Origin of the sequence: Kumtagia ephedrae (genome assembly GCF_003012745.1) — a bacterium.
GTDB lineage: Bacteria > Pseudomonadota > Alphaproteobacteria > Rhizobiales > Rhizobiaceae > Kumtagia > Kumtagia ephedrae.
On the sequence record NZ_PXYK01000013.1, the window covers coordinates 49100 to 66583 of the forward strand.

Annotated in this window: 19 protein-coding genes; 9 read left to right on the forward strand and 10 right to left on the reverse strand. The window is 67.0% G+C overall.

The features are described 5' to 3' along the window. Positions 1-188: 188 nt before the first annotated feature. The gene (locus C7I84_RS14665; RefSeq protein WP_425351349.1) at positions 189-761 is read right to left on the reverse strand and encodes a LemA family protein; all 573 of its coding nucleotides are present in this window, start codon (positions 759-761) and stop codon (positions 189-191) included. Positions 762-969: 208 nt separating this feature from the next. Here C7I84_RS14665 and C7I84_RS14670 point away from each other — a divergent pair, with 208 nt between their 5' ends. The 5 genes from C7I84_RS14670 to C7I84_RS14690 all read left to right on the forward strand — a co-directional run bounded on the left by C7I84_RS14670 (position 970) and on the right by C7I84_RS14690 (position 4020). Then, entirely contained in the window at positions 970-1200 is a 231-nt protein-coding gene (locus C7I84_RS14670; RefSeq protein WP_106772950.1) for a hypothetical protein, read from the forward strand. A gap of 4 nt (positions 1201-1204) precedes the next feature. Beyond that, positions 1205-2089, forward strand: a complete 885-nt coding sequence (gene pdxY, locus C7I84_RS14675) for a pyridoxal kinase PdxY (protein WP_106772951.1) — start codon at positions 1205-1207, stop codon at positions 2087-2089. Between the two features lie 19 nt (positions 2090-2108). Then, positions 2109-2882, forward strand: coding sequence for a DUF429 domain-containing protein (locus tag C7I84_RS14680; RefSeq protein WP_106772952.1), 774 nt, complete (start codon positions 2109-2111; stop codon positions 2880-2882). Positions 2883-2950: 68 nt separating this feature from the next. Then, entirely contained in the window at positions 2951-3595 is a 645-nt protein-coding gene (locus tag C7I84_RS14685) for a carbonic anhydrase (protein WP_106772953.1), read from the forward strand. Continuing rightward, positions 3595-4020 (forward strand): nuclear transport factor 2 family protein, encoded by a 426-nt coding sequence (locus C7I84_RS14690; protein WP_106772954.1) that lies wholly within the window; start codon positions 3595-3597, stop codon positions 4018-4020. Before C7I84_RS14685 ends, C7I84_RS14690 begins: the two co-directional genes overlap by 1 nt. Here C7I84_RS14690 and C7I84_RS14695 read toward each other — a convergent pair. After that, complete coding sequence (locus tag C7I84_RS14695) at positions 4014-5270, reverse strand: multidrug effflux MFS transporter (protein WP_106772955.1); 1257 nt, start codon at positions 5268-5270, stop codon at positions 4014-4016. The two genes, C7I84_RS14690 and C7I84_RS14695, sit on opposite strands and share 7 nt — an antisense overlap. Then, positions 5267-5743: a MarR family winged helix-turn-helix transcriptional regulator gene (locus C7I84_RS14700; protein WP_106772956.1), complete on the reverse strand. Its 477-nt coding sequence runs from the start codon at positions 5741-5743 to the stop codon at positions 5267-5269. Before C7I84_RS14700 ends, C7I84_RS14695 begins: the two co-directional genes overlap by 4 nt. Positions 5744-5855: 112 nt before the next feature. Between C7I84_RS14700 and C7I84_RS14705 the strand changes: the two genes are divergently transcribed. Next, entirely contained in the window at positions 5856-7907 is a 2052-nt protein-coding gene (locus tag C7I84_RS14705) for a M3 family metallopeptidase (protein WP_106773048.1), read from the forward strand. Between the two features lie 30 nt (positions 7908-7937). Here C7I84_RS14705 and C7I84_RS14710 read toward each other — a convergent pair whose 3' ends face one another. Then, on the reverse strand, positions 7938-8354 hold the full coding sequence (locus tag C7I84_RS14710; protein ID WP_106772957.1) for a hypothetical protein: 417 nt from the start codon (positions 8352-8354) through the stop codon (positions 7938-7940). Between the two features lie 17 nt (positions 8355-8371). Further along, positions 8372-8851 carry a GNAT family N-acetyltransferase gene (locus C7I84_RS14715; RefSeq protein ID WP_106773049.1) on the reverse strand — a complete coding sequence of 160 codons (480 nt, stop codon included), beginning with the start codon at positions 8849-8851 and terminating at the stop codon, positions 8372-8374. A gap of 140 nt (positions 8852-8991) precedes the next feature. Here C7I84_RS14715 and C7I84_RS14720 point away from each other — a divergent pair, with 140 nt between their 5' ends. The 3 genes from C7I84_RS14720 to ligD are packed head-to-tail and all read left to right on the forward strand — an operon-like array spanning position 8992 to position 12632. Beyond that, entirely contained in the window at positions 8992-9219 is a 228-nt protein-coding gene (locus tag C7I84_RS14720) for a hypothetical protein (RefSeq protein WP_106772958.1), read from the forward strand. Further along, positions 9219-10109 (forward strand): non-homologous end joining protein Ku, encoded by an 891-nt coding sequence (gene ku / locus C7I84_RS14725; protein WP_106772959.1) that lies wholly within the window; start codon positions 9219-9221, stop codon positions 10107-10109. The genes C7I84_RS14720 and ku overlap by 1 nt, the downstream gene beginning before the upstream one ends. 3 nt (positions 10110-10112) lie before the next feature. Further along, positions 10113-12632, forward strand: coding sequence for a DNA ligase D (ligD, locus tag C7I84_RS14730; RefSeq protein ID WP_106772960.1), 2520 nt, complete (start codon positions 10113-10115; stop codon positions 12630-12632). Positions 12633-12873: 241 nt separating this feature from the next. Here the strand turns inward: ligD and C7I84_RS14735 are convergent, their stop codons facing one another. The 5 genes from C7I84_RS14735 to C7I84_RS14755 form a co-directional block, all read right to left on the reverse strand. Next, positions 12874-13875: an ABC transporter ATP-binding protein gene (locus C7I84_RS14735; RefSeq protein WP_106772961.1), complete on the reverse strand. Its 1002-nt coding sequence runs from the start codon at positions 13873-13875 to the stop codon at positions 12874-12876. 40 nt (positions 13876-13915) lie between these two features. After that, on the reverse strand, positions 13916-14755 hold the full coding sequence (locus C7I84_RS14740; protein WP_106772962.1) for a carbohydrate ABC transporter permease: 840 nt from the start codon (positions 14753-14755) through the stop codon (positions 13916-13918). Between the two features lie 224 nt (positions 14756-14979). Further along, positions 14980-15912, reverse strand: a complete 933-nt coding sequence (locus C7I84_RS14750) for a carbohydrate ABC transporter permease (RefSeq protein WP_106772963.1) — start codon at positions 15910-15912, stop codon at positions 14980-14982. A 57-nt stretch (positions 15913-15969) separates the two neighbouring features. Continuing rightward, positions 15970-16113: a hypothetical protein gene (locus tag C7I84_RS30030; RefSeq protein ID WP_165816085.1), complete on the reverse strand. Its 144-nt coding sequence runs from the start codon at positions 16111-16113 to the stop codon at positions 15970-15972. An 87-nt stretch (positions 16114-16200) separates the two neighbouring features. Further along, positions 16201-17460 (reverse strand): ABC transporter substrate-binding protein, encoded by a 1260-nt coding sequence (locus tag C7I84_RS14755; protein ID WP_106772964.1) that lies wholly within the window; start codon positions 17458-17460, stop codon positions 16201-16203. Positions 17461-17484 lie beyond the last annotated feature (24 nt).

A 17484-nucleotide genomic window follows, 5' to 3' on the forward strand; every position in this document is an offset into this window, starting at 1 on the left:
CTCCCCCGCAAGGGGGGAGATTGATCGACCGCTTTGGTTTCGCCAATCACCAGCTTTGGTTGAAGAGCGGCGCCGCCGAAGCTGCCAATCTCCCCCCTTGCGGGGGAGATGTCCGGCAGGACAGAGGGGGGTGCGAAGGGCGCGAGCATGGACCGAGCGTGAAAAGATTGTCGGCTCAGCACATATCCTTACCCGCCCTGATTGGTGCCGAAATCCACCTTCGGCGCTTCCATCTTGTCCTCGCTGACCGAAAAATTCTGGAAAGGCTTGTTGTCGCGGAACCAGAAGGTCGCCCACAGGATCGACGGGAAGGTGCGCAGCGTCGTGTTGTACTCGCGCACCGTCTCAATGTAGTCGCGCCGCGCCACGGCGATGCGGTTCTCGGTGCCTTCGAGCTGCGCCTGCAGGCCGAGGAAATTCTGGTTGGCCTTGAGGTCGGGATAGTTTTCCACCACCGCGAGCAGCCGCGACAGGGCGCTGGTGAGCCCCGCCTGGTTCTCCTGGAAGGCCCGGAACGCGTCGGGATCGCTGAGCGCCTCAGGCGACACCGTCACCTGCGTCGCCTTGGCGCGTGCCTCGACCACCGCATCCAGCGTCTCCCGCTCATGCGAGGCATAGCCCTTCACCGTCTCGACCAGGTTGGGGATGAGGTCGGCGCGGCGCTGGTACTGGTTGAGCACCTCGCTCCAGGCCGCCTTGGCCTTCTCCTCGGCGGTCGGGATGGTGTTGTAGCCGCAGGCCGACAGCAGCGGCAGCAGCATGGCGACGACCAGCAGCGCGGCAGTGCGGCGGACATTCGGAATGGCGGCGGCGTTTTCGAGAATCATCGGTCCCCTCCCTCGAAAAGGCATCAGGCAGCAAAGACTTACCACAACCGCGGGGCAAAGGAATGGGCCAGCGGCGAACGGCCTTGGACGTGGCCCGCCGCCTGTGATAGCGCTTGCAGCGAACCGGCCCGAGGATGGAACATTGGCAAGCGACGGCGACGCGGGCCGCGAGCGGGAATCCCGGCGCATCCTGGATCGTGTCGGGCGCGAGGCCGACAGCAGCGGCTTCGCACAGCAGGCCACCCCGCAAGCGGCCGACCGGCAGAGCGATCCGATCGAATATTGGGGCACGCGCATCGGCCGCATGCTCGGTCTGGCCATCGCCATCGTGCTGATGATAACGCTCGCTTTCTATATCGTGCGGAGCCTTTGACCCGATGACTGCCGTCCCGACCGAAAACCCCCGTGCCGTCATCGTCGTCTCGAGCCATGTCGCACGCGGCTCGGTCGGCAACCGTGCGGCGGTGTTCGCCCTGGAGACGCTCGGCTTTCCGGTCTGGGCGGTTCCCACCGTCATCCTCCCCTGGCATCCCGGGCATGGCCGGGCGACGAGGATCGTACCGGATGCGGAACAGTTTGCCGCATTGATGAAGGATCTGGAACGGGCGCCCTGGCTGGGCGAGGTGACCGGCGTGCTGTCGGGCTATCTCGGCGACGCCCGCCAGGCCGAGGCGGTGGCCTCGCTGGTCGGCGCGGTGCGGGCGAAAAACCCGCGGGCGACCTATGTCTGCGACCCCGTCATGGGCGATCAGGGCGGGCTCTATGTGCCGCAGGAGCTCGCCGAGGCGCTGCGCGACCTGCTGGTGCCGATCGCCGACATCGCGACGCCGAACCGCTTCGAGCTGGAGTGGATGGCGGGCAGCGCGCTGCCCGACCTGCGCTCGATCATGGCCGCCGCGCTGGACGCCGGGCCGCCGACGATGCTGGTCACGTCGACGCCCGGCATGATGGCCGGCGGCATCGGCAATCTGCTGATCACCCGCTCGGAAGCGCTGCTGGCCGAGCACCGGGCCATCGACAAGCCTCCGAACGGGCTGGGCGACCTCACCGCGGCGGTGCTGCTCGCCCGCCTGCTCGACGGCCAGCCGATCGCCAAGGCGCTGCAGAGCACCACGGCATCGGTGTTCGAGATCCTGGCGCGCACCGCCAAGCGCGGCGGCGACGAATTGCAGATCGAGACCGACGCGGCGAGCCTGTCGCATCCCATGGCGATGGTGCAGTTGCGCCACCTCATGCATCCCGGACGGGACCGGCGGGCGTGAACCGCCTCGCAGCCGCTTGATGTCGCTGGAAGCGGCGGTCGCGATCGCCGGCGTCGACGGCTGCAAGGCCGGCTGGACCGCCGTCGTCAAGATGCCGGCAGCGGAGCCGGCGATGCGGATATGCAACACCTTCGCCGAATTGATCGACGGCCTGCCTGACGATGCAGTGGTGGCTGTCGACATGCCGATCGGCCTGCCGGCCATCACCCGCCACGGCGGGCGTGGGCCTGAGACGATCGTGCGCAAATTCCTCGGCGAGCGGCAGTCCAGCGTCTTCTCCATCCCGTCGCGCGCCGCGATCTATGCGGCGGACGAGGATTTTACCGGCATCGAGCGCTGGTACGAGGCGCACCGCCTGGCGAGCGCGGTGGCGCGCGACACGTCCGACCCGCCCCGCGGCGTCTCCATCCAGGCCTTCGGTATCTTCTCGAAAATCCGCGAGCTCGACCGGCTGTTGCTGGCGCGCCCCGAATTGCGCGGCCGGGTCATCGAATCGCATCCGGAAGCGGCGTTCTGGCGGCTGAACGGCGGACGGGCGATGAGCTTGCCGAAGAAGATCAAAGGCCGCGTCAACCCGGCCGGCATGGCGGAGCGCCGCGCGCTTCTGGCGCGGCACGGTTACGACCGTGCCTTCCTCGATGGCGAGCCGCCGCGCGGTGCCGGCGAGGACGACGTCCTCGACGCCGCCGCGGTGCTGCTGGTCGCCGCCCGGCATGCGCGCGGCGAAGCAACGCCGTTTCCCGATCCGCCGAGCCGCGACGAGCACTGGATTCCGGTCGCCATCTGGACGTGACCGGCTTTCTTGTTGCGCCGCAGCGATAGCCATTGATCCGACGGGCCGATTGCCGTTAGGTGAAATCCATGACCGATCTGCCCGACCATCTGCTCGCCGGTTATCGCAACTTCATGACCGGGCGCTACGTCGCCGAAGGGGACCGCTTCCGCACGTTGGCGCGCGAGGGCCAGGCGCCGGAGACGATGGTGATCGCCTGCTGCGACTCGCGCGCAGCACCCGAGGTCATCTTCGATTCCGGTCCGGGCGAGCTGTTCGTGGTGCGCAACGTCGCCAATCTGGTGCCGCCCTACGCGCCGGACGGCGAGTTCCACTCCACCTCGGCGGCGCTCGAATTCGCCGTGCAGGCGCTCAAGGTGAAGAACATCGTGGTGGTCGGCCACGGCCGCTGCGGCGGCATCCGCGCCGCGCTGGCGCCGGCCAGCGAGCCGCTGTCGCCCGGCGACTTCATCGGCAAGTGGATGAGCCTGCTCGCCCCTTCGGCCAGCGCGGTCTCCGGCAACGCGCTGCTGACGGCCGGTGAGCGGCAGACCGCGCTGGAACGCATCTCCATCCGCTACTCGATCGCCAACCTGCGCACCTTCCCCTGCATCAACATCCTCGAGGGCAAGGGCAGGCTGAAGCTGTACGGCGCCTGGTTCGACATCTCGACCGGGGAGCTGTGGGTGATGAATCGGCAGACCGGCGATTTCGAGCGTCCCGAGATCGCCTGATGAAGCTGGCGCGGCGGAGGACCGGAGCCGCCGGCGCCGTTGTCGCCCTGCTGCTCGGCACCTGCAGCTTCGCGGCCATCGCGCAGCAATCCGCCATCGACGCGTGGTATGCCGCTCTCGCCGTTCCCGACCGGGACCGGCTGGACGCGCTGCTCGCGCCCGATGCCCGCATCCGCCTCACCGATCTCGGCGTGGAGCAGTCGAAGGCGGAGTTCATCGCCGCGCTCGACGAGTGGGAGACGGCGGTCGCCGGCGCGACGATCCGGCATCGCGTCGAGGCTGCCGACGGCGAAACGACGACCGTGCTCGCCTGCTACGATTTCCCGGCCAACGACGTTCTGATGCGGGAATTGTTCCGCATCCGGAACGGCAGGATCGTCGAGAACGGGCAGGCGGTGCTCGCGGAAGACTGCGGCGGCTACTGACCGGCTTCGGGCGGCGGGGCCGGATGGACGATCCCGGCAGCCGCCGGCTTCGGCAGGCGGCGCCAGCCGGCCCAGGCGAGGATGGCGACGAAGCCCATGGCCGGGATGACCGTAGCCATGGCGAAGACCGGCTCGCCCAGCGCCGCGCAGGCCAGGCCGCCCAGCAGCCCGCCGCCCATCTGGAAGAAGCCGCTCATGGACGACGCCGCGCCGGCGATGTGCGGAAACGGCGCCAGGGTGGCCGTCGCCATGGCCGGCATGATGAAGGCGATGCCGAAGGCGGAGAACGCCACCGGCCCCATGACGCCGAGAAAGCTTGCCTCGTGGACACGCAGGACGATCGCCAGCGCGGCGGAGCCGATGGCGACGAAAGCGAGCCCGACCGGCACCAGGGCCAATGCGCCGTGGCGTCCGAGCGATTGGCGCACCACCAGAGAGCCGGCGAAGTAGAAGCCGGACTGCATCAGCATGCCGGCGCCGAACTGGCTGGGCGACAGGCCGACGCGATCCATCAGGATGAAGGGCAGGATCGTCGCCTGGGTGTAGATCGCGCCGACGGTGCCGGCCAGCACGATGCTGGCGAGCACGAAATAGGGCGTGGCCAGCACCTCGCGATAGGAGGCGAGCAGCGCCCGCGGCCGGATTCGCGACAGGTCGCGCTCGACCGTCTCGACCATGGCGAAGCGCACGACGAGCATGATGGCCACGGCCGCGACGACCATCAGCACGAAGATGGCGTGCCAGCCCGCGAGCTCCATGGTGATGCCGCCCAGCGTCGGCGAGAAGGCAGGGCCGACGGCAAGGATCAGGCCCATCAGGTTCATGATGCGGGCCGATCGCTCGTTGGTGAAGAGATCGCGTACCACCGCCCGCGCGATCGATGAGCCGACGGCAGCGCCCACGCCCTGCAGCAGGCGGGCGAGGATCAGGAGGTCCACTGTCGGCGCCAGAAGCGCCAGCAGCGAGGCGACGAGATAGATGCCCATGAAGGCGTAGGTCACCGGCTTGCGGCCGAAGCCGTCGGAGAGCGGGCCGCAGACGAGCTGGGCCACCGCGAAGCCGGCGAAATAGACCGAGAGCGTGAGCTTCACCGCCGCTTCCGTCGTGCCGAAGGCGCGCACGATCTCCGGCATGGCCGGCGTGTAGAGTGCCATCGACACCGGCCCGATGGCGATCAGCAGCGCGCCGAGCAGGCCGACGCGGCGCTCGCTCATGGCCGGCGTGGTGGCGATGCGGCTCTGCATGTTCATGCTGCGTCGCTTTCCCGGCGAAGGTCCCTCGCCTCCGCCAGATTGGTGCGCACCAGCTTGAGCGTGTCGAGGAAGCCCTGCCAGTCGGCCGGCGCGATCCCCTTGGCGACGTCGGCGCGAATGCCTGCGCCGATCGGCCGGATTTCGTCGAGCATGGCTTCGCCAGCCCCGGTGAGGTGGACCAGCTTGGCGCGGCGGTCGGTCGGGTCGGCGCGGCGCTCCACCAGCCCCTGCGCCTCGAGCCGGTCGAGGGTTGCGCTGACCGTCATCGCCTCGACGCCCATCCGCTCGGCCAGCAGGTTCTGCCGGATCGGCCCGCAGCGCGCGGCATGCGTCAGGGCGCGCGCGTCGCCGGGGCTGAGCCCCAGCCCGGCCGCGGCGATCCTGCGATCCATCTCGGCGCGGATCAGCCGGGTGGCGTCGGTGAGCAGGAAGCCGACGCTGTCGGGATCGAATGTGCCGGTCGTTTTCATAAGCAAGCCTTATTATATGGGTGCCTTAGTGTATCGCCTCGATGCCGTCAATCCGGTTGCGCAGGCGAACGGCCCGCCCTACATCGGAAGCGCCTTTCCCGGAGACCCGTCCATGACCGATACCGCCGTCGACCTCGAAAGCCATCCGCTGACGCAGTGGACCGGGCCGCTCGGCCTTGCGGATTTCTCGCGGATCGACGACGGCGATTTCGGGCCTGTCTTCGACGCCGCGCTGAAGGCGCACGAGGCGGAGATCGAGACGATCGCCGGCGATCCGGCCTCGCCGACCGTCGACAACACGCTGAAGGCGCTGGAGCTGTCCGGTGACCAGCTCGACCGCGTCTCGTCGATCTTCTGGTGCCGCGCCGGCGCCCACACCAACGACGCCATCCAGGCGCTGGAGCGCGAGATGTCGCCGAAGATGGCGCGGCATTATTCGGCGATCTCGATGAACGAGCGGCTGTTCGCCCGCATCGACGACCTCCACGCCCGGCGCGCCGCGCTCGGCCTCGACCCCGAGACGCTGCGCGTCCTGGAGAAGACCTGGAAGAATTTCGTCCGCGCCGGCGCGAAGCTGGGCGCCGCGGACAAGAATCGGCTGGCCGCCATCAACGAGGAACTTGCCGGTCTCGGCGCCCGGTTCGGCCAGAACCTGCTCGCCGACGAGAAGGACTGGGTGCTGTTCCTGGAGGAAGGCGACCTCGACGGCCTGCCCGCCTTCCTGCGCGACGCGATGGCGCAGGCGGCGGAGGCGCGCGGCCGCAAGGGGCTTTATGCAGTCACCCTGTCGCGCTCCATCTACGAGCCCTTCACCAGCTACTCGACACGCCGCGACCTGCGCGAGCAGGCCTGGAAGGCCTTCATCCGCCGAGGCGAGAATGGCGGCGAGACCGACAACACCGGCATCGTGGCGAAGATGCTGGCATTGCGCGCCGAGAAGGCCAGGCTGCTCGGCTACGGCAGCTACGCGGCGTTGAAGCTCGACGACACCATGGCGAAGACGCCGGACAACGTCCACGGCCTCCTCGACCCCGTTTGGCTGAAGGCGCGCGACAAGGCGGCCGCCGACCAGGCGGAATTGCAGCGGCTCGCGGCGGCGGCCGGCAGCAACGAAACCATCGCCGGATGGGACTGGCGCTACTACCAGGAGAAACTGCGGGCGGAAAAATTCGCCTTCGACGAGGCGGAGCTGAAGCCTTACCTGCAGCTCGAGCGCGTCATCGACGCCTGCTTCGACGTGGCGAATCGGCTGTTCGGTCTCTCCTTCGTCGAGCAGCGCGGCATCCCGGCCTGGCATCCGGACGTGCGCGTCTTCCAGGTCAGGCGCCGCGACGGCAGCGACCTTGGCCTGTTCCTGGCGGATTATTTCGCCCGGCCGTCGAAACGCTCGGGTGCCTGGATGAGTTCGCTGCAGTCCGGCTACCGGCTGGGCGACGGCTCCTTCCCGGTCATCTACAACATCATGAACTTCGCCAAGGCGCCGGAAGGCGAGCCGGCGCTGCTGTCGCTCGACGAAGCGAAGACGCTGTTCCACGAGTTCGGCCATGCGCTGCACGGCATGCTGACCGAGGTCACCTGGCCGTCGGTGTCCGGGACGTCGGTGAGCCGCGACTTCGTCGAGCTGCCCTCGCAACTCTACGAGCACTGGCTGACCGAGCCGCAAGTGCTGGAAAAGCACGCGCTGCACCACAAGACCGGCGAGCCGATGCCGAAGGCGCTGCTCGACAAGATGCTGGCCGCCAGAACCTTCGGCATGGGCTTCGCCACGGTGGAGTTCACCGCTTCTGCGCTGGTCGACATGGCCTTTCACGCCCACGCCGACGCGCCCGCCGACCCGATTGCCTTCGAGGCCGCGGCGCTCGACAAGCTCGGCATGCCCGACGCCATCGCCATGCGCCACCGCACGCCGCATTTCCAGCACGTCTTCGCCGGCGACGGCTATTCGGCCGGCTACTACTCATATCTGTGGTCGGAAGTGCTGGATGCCGACGCCTTCGCCGCGTTCAAGGAAACCGGCGACGCGTTCGACCCGGCTCTCGCCGAAAAACTGCGCAGGCACATCTACGCCGCCGGCGGCTCGAAGGATCCGGAAGAACTCTACATGGCATTCCGCGGCAAGATGCCGACGCCGGATGCCATGCTGGAGAAACGTGGATTGGTGTAAAGCGCCGCCGGTGCAGGGGCCGGCTGGCCGTCAGTCCGGGTAGCAGGAAGCAGGCACGTTCGGCCACACGGCGTCGTCGCAGCGGGCAGCTTCCTGACGTTGCTTGAAGGCCGCGCTGACGGGGCCAGTCACCATCGGGTCGACACCATCCGGCGCATCGTCGAAGCGGCGCGGGGGCTCCTCGGGGAGCATGCCCCGGGTGGCCTCGCGACTCTCCGCTGCCGATCGCTCCTGCAAGGCAACGCGGACAGCCTCGTTGCTCCCGGTGGGAGCGGCGCTGCTTGCGGGCACCATGGCAGCCGAGACGCAGAGTGCGAACACGCCTGCAACCCATCTGCCGGACTTGCCGCCGAATGTAGCCGAAATCATCATGCCGGAAGAACCGCCGCGACCGGGAATCGTTCCCGTTGTCTTAACCACGCCATAAGGCTCCCGGATCGTTAACATCCCGTTTCCGATCCTGCTCACAGGTCGCGGACGAAATAGCGGACACTCTTCTTGCCCTCATGGATCGCGGCGCTGCCGACTACGGCAAAGCCGAGCGCCGCATGGAAGGCGTCGGACGCCGGGTTGGGCGGCTCGGCATTGACCTCGCAGGTGATGATGGTGTGCCCGGCGGCGGTCGCCTTGCCGAACAGATCTTCGTACAGCGCCCGCGCCAGTCCCCGTCCGCGTGCCGCCGCCGCCACGACGACGCGGTCGACATACACGAAGCGGGGATAGCGGGCCTGGAACCAGCGGAAGTTCGGGCTCTGGTAGCCGGCACCCTGGTCGAAGGCGATCAGGAAGGCATCGCTGTCGCCGACGCCGCGCGCGTAAAAAGCCTGGGCGAGCAGGTGGTCGAGATCGGCCGGCTCCAGCCAGGACAGTTCTTCGGCATGCGCATTGTTCAGCGCCAGCACGCTGTGCCGCGGCATTTCCCGGATATCCAGTATGTCAGCCATCTCGCCCTCGACGCACCCGCCGGGCGGAAATGCCATGCCGCGGGAACCGCGGCAAGCCTCGCGCGTTGTGCGCCCGACCCACTCCAGCCGCGCCGGCGGCAACAGAACACGCTTCAAAAGACTTCGGACGGTCGACAGACATGATGGATCATCGCGACAGGCTTATCCTCGCGCTTTCCGCGCTCATCAGGGCGGAGCGCGAGGCGAGAATGGCTCTCGAACAGGCGATAGCCGACAGAACCTTCTCTCCCGACATGCTGGCCCGCCTGGCCGGGCGCGAAGCGATCTACGTGTCCCAGGAGGATCTCGAGGCGGCCGAAGCCTTCGTGCTGCCCGATCCGCCGACCGGCCGGCGGGGCACCGCCTGATGGCGCCGCGGCCGGCCTGGAGGGGCTATCTCAAGCTGTCGCTGGTGACCTGCGCGGTCGAGCTTTCCAATGTGGTGACCCACAGCGAGAAGGTGTCCTTCCGCATCCTCAACCGCGCCACCGGCAACACGGTACGCCGCCAGTATGTCGACGCCGATACGGGAAAACCGCTCTCCGAGAAGGACGAGGTGAAGGGTTACGAGACCGGCCAAGACGAGTACCTGCTGATCGAGGAGGAGGACATCGAGGCGGTGCAGATCGAGTCCTCGCATACGCTGAACCTCGAAGGGTTCGTGGCCAGGCGCGACATCGAGCAGATCTATCTCGACACGCCCTACTACGTGGCGCCTGCCGACAAGGTCTCGGAAGAGGCGTTCACGGTGATCCGCGAGGCGCTGGTCAAGAAGAAGATGGCCGGGCTGGCGCGCATCGTGCTCTATCGCCGCGAGCGGCCGGCCCTGATCGAGCCGTTCGGCAAGGGCATGCTGCTCACCACGTTGCGCTACGACACGACGGTACGGCAGGCCGAGGATGTGGCTGACGGCACGGAAAAGGTGAAGCTGGACGAGGAGATGGTGGAGCTTGCCGAGCGGGTGATCGAACGCCGGAAAGGCAAGTTGGACCCGGACACCTTCGAGGACCGCTACGAGAACGCCCTGCTGGAGCTCATCAAGTCGAAGCAGGCGGGCCGCAAGGCGCCCAGGGCAAAACCCGCGCAAAAGCCGTCCAACGTGGTCAATTTGTTCGATGCACTGAAGAAGAGCCTCTCCGACGACAGCGGAAAGGAAGAGAAGGACAAGGCAAAGCCTCCTGTCAGGAAGCCGGCAAAACGCCCGGCTTCCGCCAAGGGCAAGACGCGCTCGCAGACCGCTCGCCGCAAGAGGGCGTAAGTCATGGCGACCGCACCCGACCCGCTCACCACCTACCGCGCCAAGCGTGACTTCCGCATCACCAGCGAGCCGTCGGGCGGCGAGGCGCGCCGCAAGGCGAAAAAGGCCGGCGGCAAGTTCGTGATCCACAAGCACGATGCGCGCCGCCTGCACTACGACCTCAGGCTGGAGCATGAGGGCGTGCTGTGGAGCTGGGCGGTGACGCGCGGCCCGAGCCTCGACCCGTCGGAGAAGCGGCTCGCCGTCCATGTCGAGGACCATCCGCTCGACTATGGCAGCTTCGAGGGCGTCATCCCCGCCGGGCAGTACGGCGCCGGCGCGGTGATCGTCTGGGACGAGGGCGAATGGGAACCCGAGGGCGATCCCGCCAAGGGCATGAAGAAGGGCCACATCGATTTCAAGCTGAAGGGCAACAAGCTCGCCGGCGACTGGCATCTCGTGCGGCTGCGCCCGCGGCCGGGCGAGAAGAAGGACAACTGGCTGCTGATCAAATCGAAGGATCGCTACGCCCGGCCCGGCGAGGACATTTTGCAGGACGCGCCGCAATCGGTGGCGACGGGGCGTACCATCGAGGAGGTGGCGGAGGGCAAGCCGCCGCGCGCCGAGCGGCAGCCGAAGGCAGCCGCCAGACGGAAGGATGGCCGGGCCAGGAGCGCCAGGACGGAAAAGCCGGACAAGATGCCGGACTTCGTCCCGCCACTGCTGGCGACCCTGCGCTCCGCGCCGCCCTCCGGCGCCGAGTGGCTGCACGAGGTCAAGTTCGACGGCTACCGCATCCAGGCCCGTATCGACGGGGGCAAGGTCAAGCTGCTCACCCGCAAAGGGCTCGACTGGACGAAAAAATTCGGCAAGCCAATCGAGCAGGCCCTGGCCGGGCTCGACTGCGACAGCGCCATCGTCGACGGCGAGGTGGTGGTGCTTGCCGACAACGGCGTCGCCTCCTTCTCCGCCCTGCAGCAGGCGCTGTCCGAGAACCGCACCGCGAGCATGATCTACTACGTGTTCGACCTGCTCTATCTCGACGGCCGCGACCTGCGCGCCGAGCCGCTGGTCGAGCGCAAGGACCGGCTCGCCGCGCTGGTGGAAGAAGGCGAAGGCGCGCTGCGCTACAGCGAGCACTTCGCCGAGCCCGGCGAGACCATGCTGAGGCATGCCTGCCGCATGGGGCTGGAGGGCGTCGTCTCCAAGCGCGCCGACTCGCACTACGGCAGCGGCCGGGGCCTCGACTGGATCAAGTCGAAATGCACCAACCGGCAGGAATTCGTCATCGTCGGCTACGTGCCGTCCACCGCCACAGGGCGCGGCGTGCGCTCGCTGCTGCTCGGCTACAATGACAAGGGCACGCTGCGCTATGCCGGCCGGGTCGGCACCGGCTTCTCCAACCGGGCGGGCGACGAGCTCAAGAAGAAGATGGACCGGCTGAAGGCGAAGGCGTCGCCGTTCGACAAGACGCCGCCCGGCCAGAAGGGCGCGATCTGGCTGAAGCCGGAGCTGGTGGCCGAGATCGAATTCCGCAGCTGGACGGCGGACGGCATCATACGCCATTCTTCCTTCCAGGGCCTGCGCGAGGACAAGCCGGCCGAGGAGGTGGTGGCCGAGAAGCCCGCCAAGGGCATGGCGCCACCGGCTTCGGCGACGACAAAGGCGCGAAAGGCGGCAAGCCATGCGAGGACTTCGGTGACGCTGAGCAATCCCGACAAGCTGCTGTGGCCGCAAGCCGGGGTGAGCAAGCAGGACCTTCTCGATTATTACGAGACGGTGTGGTCGCGCATGCGGCAGTTCGTGGTCGACCGGCCGCTCAGCCTGGTGCGCGCGCCGGACGGGGTCGAAGGCCAGCGCTTCTTCCAGAAGCACGCCTCCAAGGGCATGCACGAGGCCATACGGACCATGCAGGACCCCGAGGACGGCGAAGAACTGCTCTATATCAGCGACTTCGACGGACTGGCGGCGCTGGTGCAGCTCGGCGTGATCGAGGTCCACATCTGGGGCTCCACCATCGCGGCGATCGAGACCCCCGACCAGATCGTCTTCGACCTCGATCCCGACGAGGGGCTGGACGTCGAGGCGGTGCGCCACGCCACCCGTTCGGTCCGGGCCCGGCTCGACGATCTGGAGCTGCCCTCTTTCCTGAAGACCTCCGGCGGCAAGGGTTTTCACGTCGTGGTGCCGCTGAAGCCCAAGGCCGACTGGGCTGCGGTCAAGGGTTTTGCCCACGATTTCGCCCAGGCCATGGCCGAGCTGGAGCCGGACCGCTACACCGCGACGCTGTCGAAGAAGGCGCGCGCGGGGCGCATCTTCATCGACTACCTGCGCAACGGCAAGGGCTCGACCACCGTGGCGCCCTACTCCGCGCGCGGCAAGCCGGGCGCCACGATGTCGATGCCGGTGCCCTGGAACATGCTCGACGACCTGACTCCCGACCGCTTCGCCATCGGCAACGATGCGCTGGCCGAGCGGCTGAAGGCGGCCGATCCCTGGAAGGATTTTTTCAAGGCGGGCAAGGCGCTCAACAGGAAGGGATGAGGGGGCGGCACTGTCCGGGAGCTTGAACTTCGCTTTGAGTCGGTTGCAAGTCCTCCTCTCCGTCTCGCCCTTCGGGCTCGCCACCTCTCCCCCACTGCGTGGGGGCGAGGAACCCAAGCTGGAGAAGCGCCGGCATCGCGGCGGCGGTTCCTCGCCCCGCGAAGCGGGGAGAGGTGGCGAGCCCGAAGGGCGAGACGGAGAGGGGGCTACTTCCGCAGTCAGGGTGCGAGACGGCTGCGCGCTACCTGATCGCCCGTCCTTCCGCGTCGAAGCGAAAGATCTTGCCCGGCTGCGGCGTGGCGTAGATCGTGGCGCCCGGCTCGGCGTTGTAGACGCCAAAAATGCGTACGGTGATCAGCCCGGCCTTCTCGCAGTCGAGATAGAGGTTGGTGTCGGCGCCGAGATGCTCGGCGTGCACCACCGTGCCCCTCCACTCGCCGGAGGAGGCGCTGACCGACAGATGCTCGGGCCGCACGCCGACGGTCTTGGCCCCGCCGTCGCCGAGACGCGCTCCGTCGACGAAGTTCATCTTCGGCGAGCCGATGAAGCCGGCGACGAACTCGTTGGCGGGGCTGTTGTAGAGCTCCATCGGCGCGCCGACCTGCTCGATCCTGCCGGCGTTCAGCACCACGATCTTGTCGGCAAGCGTCATCGCCTCGACCTGGTCGTGGGTGACGTAGATCATCGTCGCCTTCAGCCGGCGGTGCAGCTGGGCGATCTCGAGGCGTGTGTTGACGCGCAGCGCAGCATCGAGATTGGACAGCGGCTCGTCGAAGAGAAAAAGCTTCGGCTCGCGCACCACGGCGCGGCCGATGGCGACGCGCTGGCGCTGGCCGCCCGACAGCTCCGCCGGCCGGCGCTGCAGATAGGGTTCGAGCGACAGCATGGCGGAGGCGATGCCGATGCGCTTGTCGATCTCGGCCGTCGGCGTGCCTGCCTGCTTGAGCCCCAGCCCCATATTGTCGCGCACGGTGAGGTGCGGATAGAGCGCGTAGGTCTGGAACACCATGGCGATGCCGCGCTTGGCCGGCGGCGTGTTGACGACGTTGACGCCGTCGATCAGCACCTTTCCGGAGGTCGCATCCTCCAGCCCGGCGATCACGCGCAGCAGCGTCGACTTCCCACAGCCCGACGGCCCGACAAAGACGACGAACTCGCCATCCTGCACCTCCAGGTCGATGCCTTTCAGCACGTCGACCTTGCCGAAGGATTTTTTCACATTCTCGATTTTTAGAGAGCCCACAAGCGTTCCTTCAGATGATGTGCGCGGTTGTAGCCGGCGTTCACTTCACCGCTCCCGAGGTGATGCCGCGGATGAGCTGCCGCGAGAAGATCAGGTAGAGGACCAGCACCGGCAGGATGGCGAGCGACAGCGCCGCCAGCACCGCGTTCCAGTTGGTGACGAACTGGCCGATGAAAATCTGGGCGCCGAGCGTCACCGTCTTGGTGCCTTCCGACGGCGCCAGGATCAGCGGGAACCACAGATCGTTCCAGATCGGGATCATAGTGAACACCGCGACTGTGGCCATGGCCGGGCGCACCAGCGGCAGCACCAGCCGGAAGAAGATGCGGTATTCCGACAGCCCGTCGATGCGACCGGCGTTCTTCAGATCGTCGGAGACGGTCTTCATGAACTCCGACAGGATGAAGATGCAGAGCGGCAGGCCCTGCGCGGTGTAGACCAGGATCAGCGCCGTCAGCGTGTTGACCAGCCCGCTCGCCACCATCATCTGCAGGATGGCGACGGTGCCAAGCCGGATCGGGATCATGATGCCGAGCGCCAAATAGAGGCCGGTCAGCGTGTTGCCGCGGAAGCGGTATTCCGACAGCGCGAAGGCCGCCATGGCGCCGAACAGGATGACGAAGAACAGCGAGCCGACGGTGACGATCAGGCTGTTCTGGAAGTAGAGCAGGAAATCGCCCTGCGCCATGACGGTGGTGTAGCCGACGGGGTCGAAGGTCTCGGGCGTCGGCAGGGCCAGCGGCGAGCGGAAGATGGCGTTGCGCGATTTGAGCGAGTTGATGACGATCAGCAGCACCGGGAACAGCGCGATCGCCGTATAGGCGATCAGCACCGCATGGGCGGCGGCCGAGCGGGCGGGGGAATGGGCGGCGCGGCTCATACCCGGCCTCGCGAGGTTTCAGCGCCAGAGCTGCCTTCTTTCGCACCCCCCTCTGTCCTGCCGGACATCTCCCCCGCAAGGGGGGAGATGGGCAGCTTCATCGAAGCCGCATTTCCTTCAACGTCTGCGATTGGCGAAACCAAAGCGGCCGGCCAATCTCCCCCCTTGCGGGGGAGATGTCCGGCAGGACAGAGGGGGGTGCGAAAGACCAGCATCTCAAATCCTCAAAACTGATACCGCCGCAGCCGCGTCTGGATGGCGAACAGATAGACGGCGACGCCGGCGAGGATGATGAGGAACATCATGGTGGCGATCGCCGCGCCCATGTTTGGATCGCCGAGCTGCAGCTGGAAGCCGAAGAAGGCACGGTACAGGAAGGTGCCGAGGATGTCGGTGGAGAAGTTGGGGCCGGCAAGCGCCCCCTGCGCGGTGTAGATCAGGTCGAAGGCATTGAAATTGCCGACGAAGGTGAGGATCGAGATGATGCCGATCGACGGCAGGATCAGCGGCAGCTTGATCTTCCAGAACTGCGAAATCCCGGTGATGCCGTCCATCTCGGCGGCTTCGATCACCTCGTCGGGAATGGACAGCAGCGCCGCATAGATCAGCATCATCGGGATGCCGACGAACTGCCAGACCGAGATCAGGCTGAGCGCGGTCAGCGCATATTCCTCCTTGCCGAGCCAGGGCGCGAACAGGCTTCTCAGCCCGACCGAGTTCAGCAGCGACGGCGCCACGCCCCACAGCGGCGACAGGATGAGCTTCCAGACGAAGCCGACGATGACGAAGGACAGGACCGTCGGCACGAAGATGGCGGTGCGGTAGAAGGCGCGGAAGCGCAGCGTCGGGCTGGACAGCAGCGCCGCCAGCAGCACGCCGATCGGGTTCTGCACCAGCATGTGGATGATGAAGAACCAGACATTGTTCCACAGCGCGTTCCAGAAATTCACGGACCAGCGCGGGTCGCCGAACAGCATGCGGAAATTGTCGAGGCCGACATAGACCAGCTGCTGGTCGATGCGGCGGAACAGCGAGAGTTGCAGCGTGCCGGCGAGCGGCACGATCATGAACGCCGTGTAGACGAGGAAGGCCGGCGCCAGGAACACCAGGATGTGCCAGCGGAAGGGTTTTTTGATTGGCTGGTCGTCCACGGACATTGGCGGCCCCGGTAAAGATGTGGCAGGCGATTGACGCGATCTGACGCCGCCCTTCGGTCACGGCAAGGCGCCGGCAGCGCCGCCGGCATAACCCTCCCCCTTGAGGGGAGGGTCGGCGAGCGGTCGAAGCGAAGCGAGATCGCGAGACGGGGTGGGGTTGCTGCGGAAGTGCTCGACGCTCTCTTCTGCCGAGCGCTTCACCACCGACCCCTCCCCGCGTCAAAAACCTCGCGTCCCGCTCGGTTTTCGCCGCGACCCTCCCCTCGAGGGGGAGGGTTCACCAGCGCATCACTTCGCCGGCTTGTACCAGGCGTCGAGGCCCTTCTGCAGCTTCTCGCCGGCGACCTGCGGCGTGTCGGTGCCGTTGATGACGTTAGCGGACTCGACCCAGGTCTCGTTCTCGAGGTTCGGCGTGCCGCGCGACAGGATCTGGTAGGTCGAGCGGATCGTCGGCTTGCACTTCTCGCGCCACGACACGAATTCCTGTGCCAGCGGGTCCTCCATCTTCACCGCCGCGTTGTTCAGGCTGAAGAAGCCCGGCAGCGCGTTGGCGTAGATGGTGGCGAATTCCGGCGAGGCGACCCACGACAGGAAGGTTTTCGCCGCGTCGGCATTCGGGCTCTTGGCGTTGAGGCCGACGGCGATGTCGGTGTGGTCGGAGATATAGCAGGTGTCGCCGGCGGTCTTCACCGGCGGCGGGAAGGCGCCCATCTTGAACTGCGCCTGCGTGTTGAAGCCGGAAATCTCCCACGAGCCGGCCGGATAGATGGCGGCGCGGCCGAGCGTGAACAGGTTCTGGCTGTCCGGGTAGGTCTGCGCCTCGAAGCCGTCGCCGAGATAGTCCTTCCACTTGGCGAGCGTCGCATAAGGCTCGACCCATTGCGGGTCGGTGAGCTTCTGCTCGCCCTTGATCAGCGCCAGGCGGCCCTCCTCGCCCTTCCAGTAGTTCGGGCCGATGTTCTGGTAGCCCATGGTCGCGGCCTCCCAGAGATCCTTGGTGCCCATCGCCATCGGGATGTAGTTGCCGTCCGCCTTGATCTTGTCGAGCGCGGCGAAGAATTCCGCCTCGGTCGCCGGCGGCGTGATGCCGAGTTGCTGGAAGGCGTCGGCATTGTAGATGAAGCCGTGGATGACGGAGGCCATCGGCACGCAGAAGGTCGCCTTGCCGTCGTCGGTCTGCCAGGCCGACTTGGCGACGTCGGAGAAATTCTCCATGCCGGGCAGGCTGCTGAGATCGGCGAGATGGCCCTTGGTGTAGAGGTCGAGCGAGGCGTCGAAGGGACGGCAGGTGATGAGGTCGCCGGCCGAGCCGGCGTCGAGCTTGGCGTTGAGCGCGGCGTTGTACTCGGTCGGCGCCGACGGCGAGAACACCACCTTGATGCCGGGATTGGCCTTCTCGAAGGCCGGGATGAGCTTCTCCTGCCAGATGGCGAGATCGTCGTTGCGCCAGCTCTCGATGGTCAGCGTCTTGTCCTGGGCCAGCGCCGCGCCCGCGCAGGCGAGCAGGCTGGAGCCCGTGAGCAACGCCGTGATGAGTCTTGTTGTCATTGCAGTCTCCCTGTTTCGACCTGT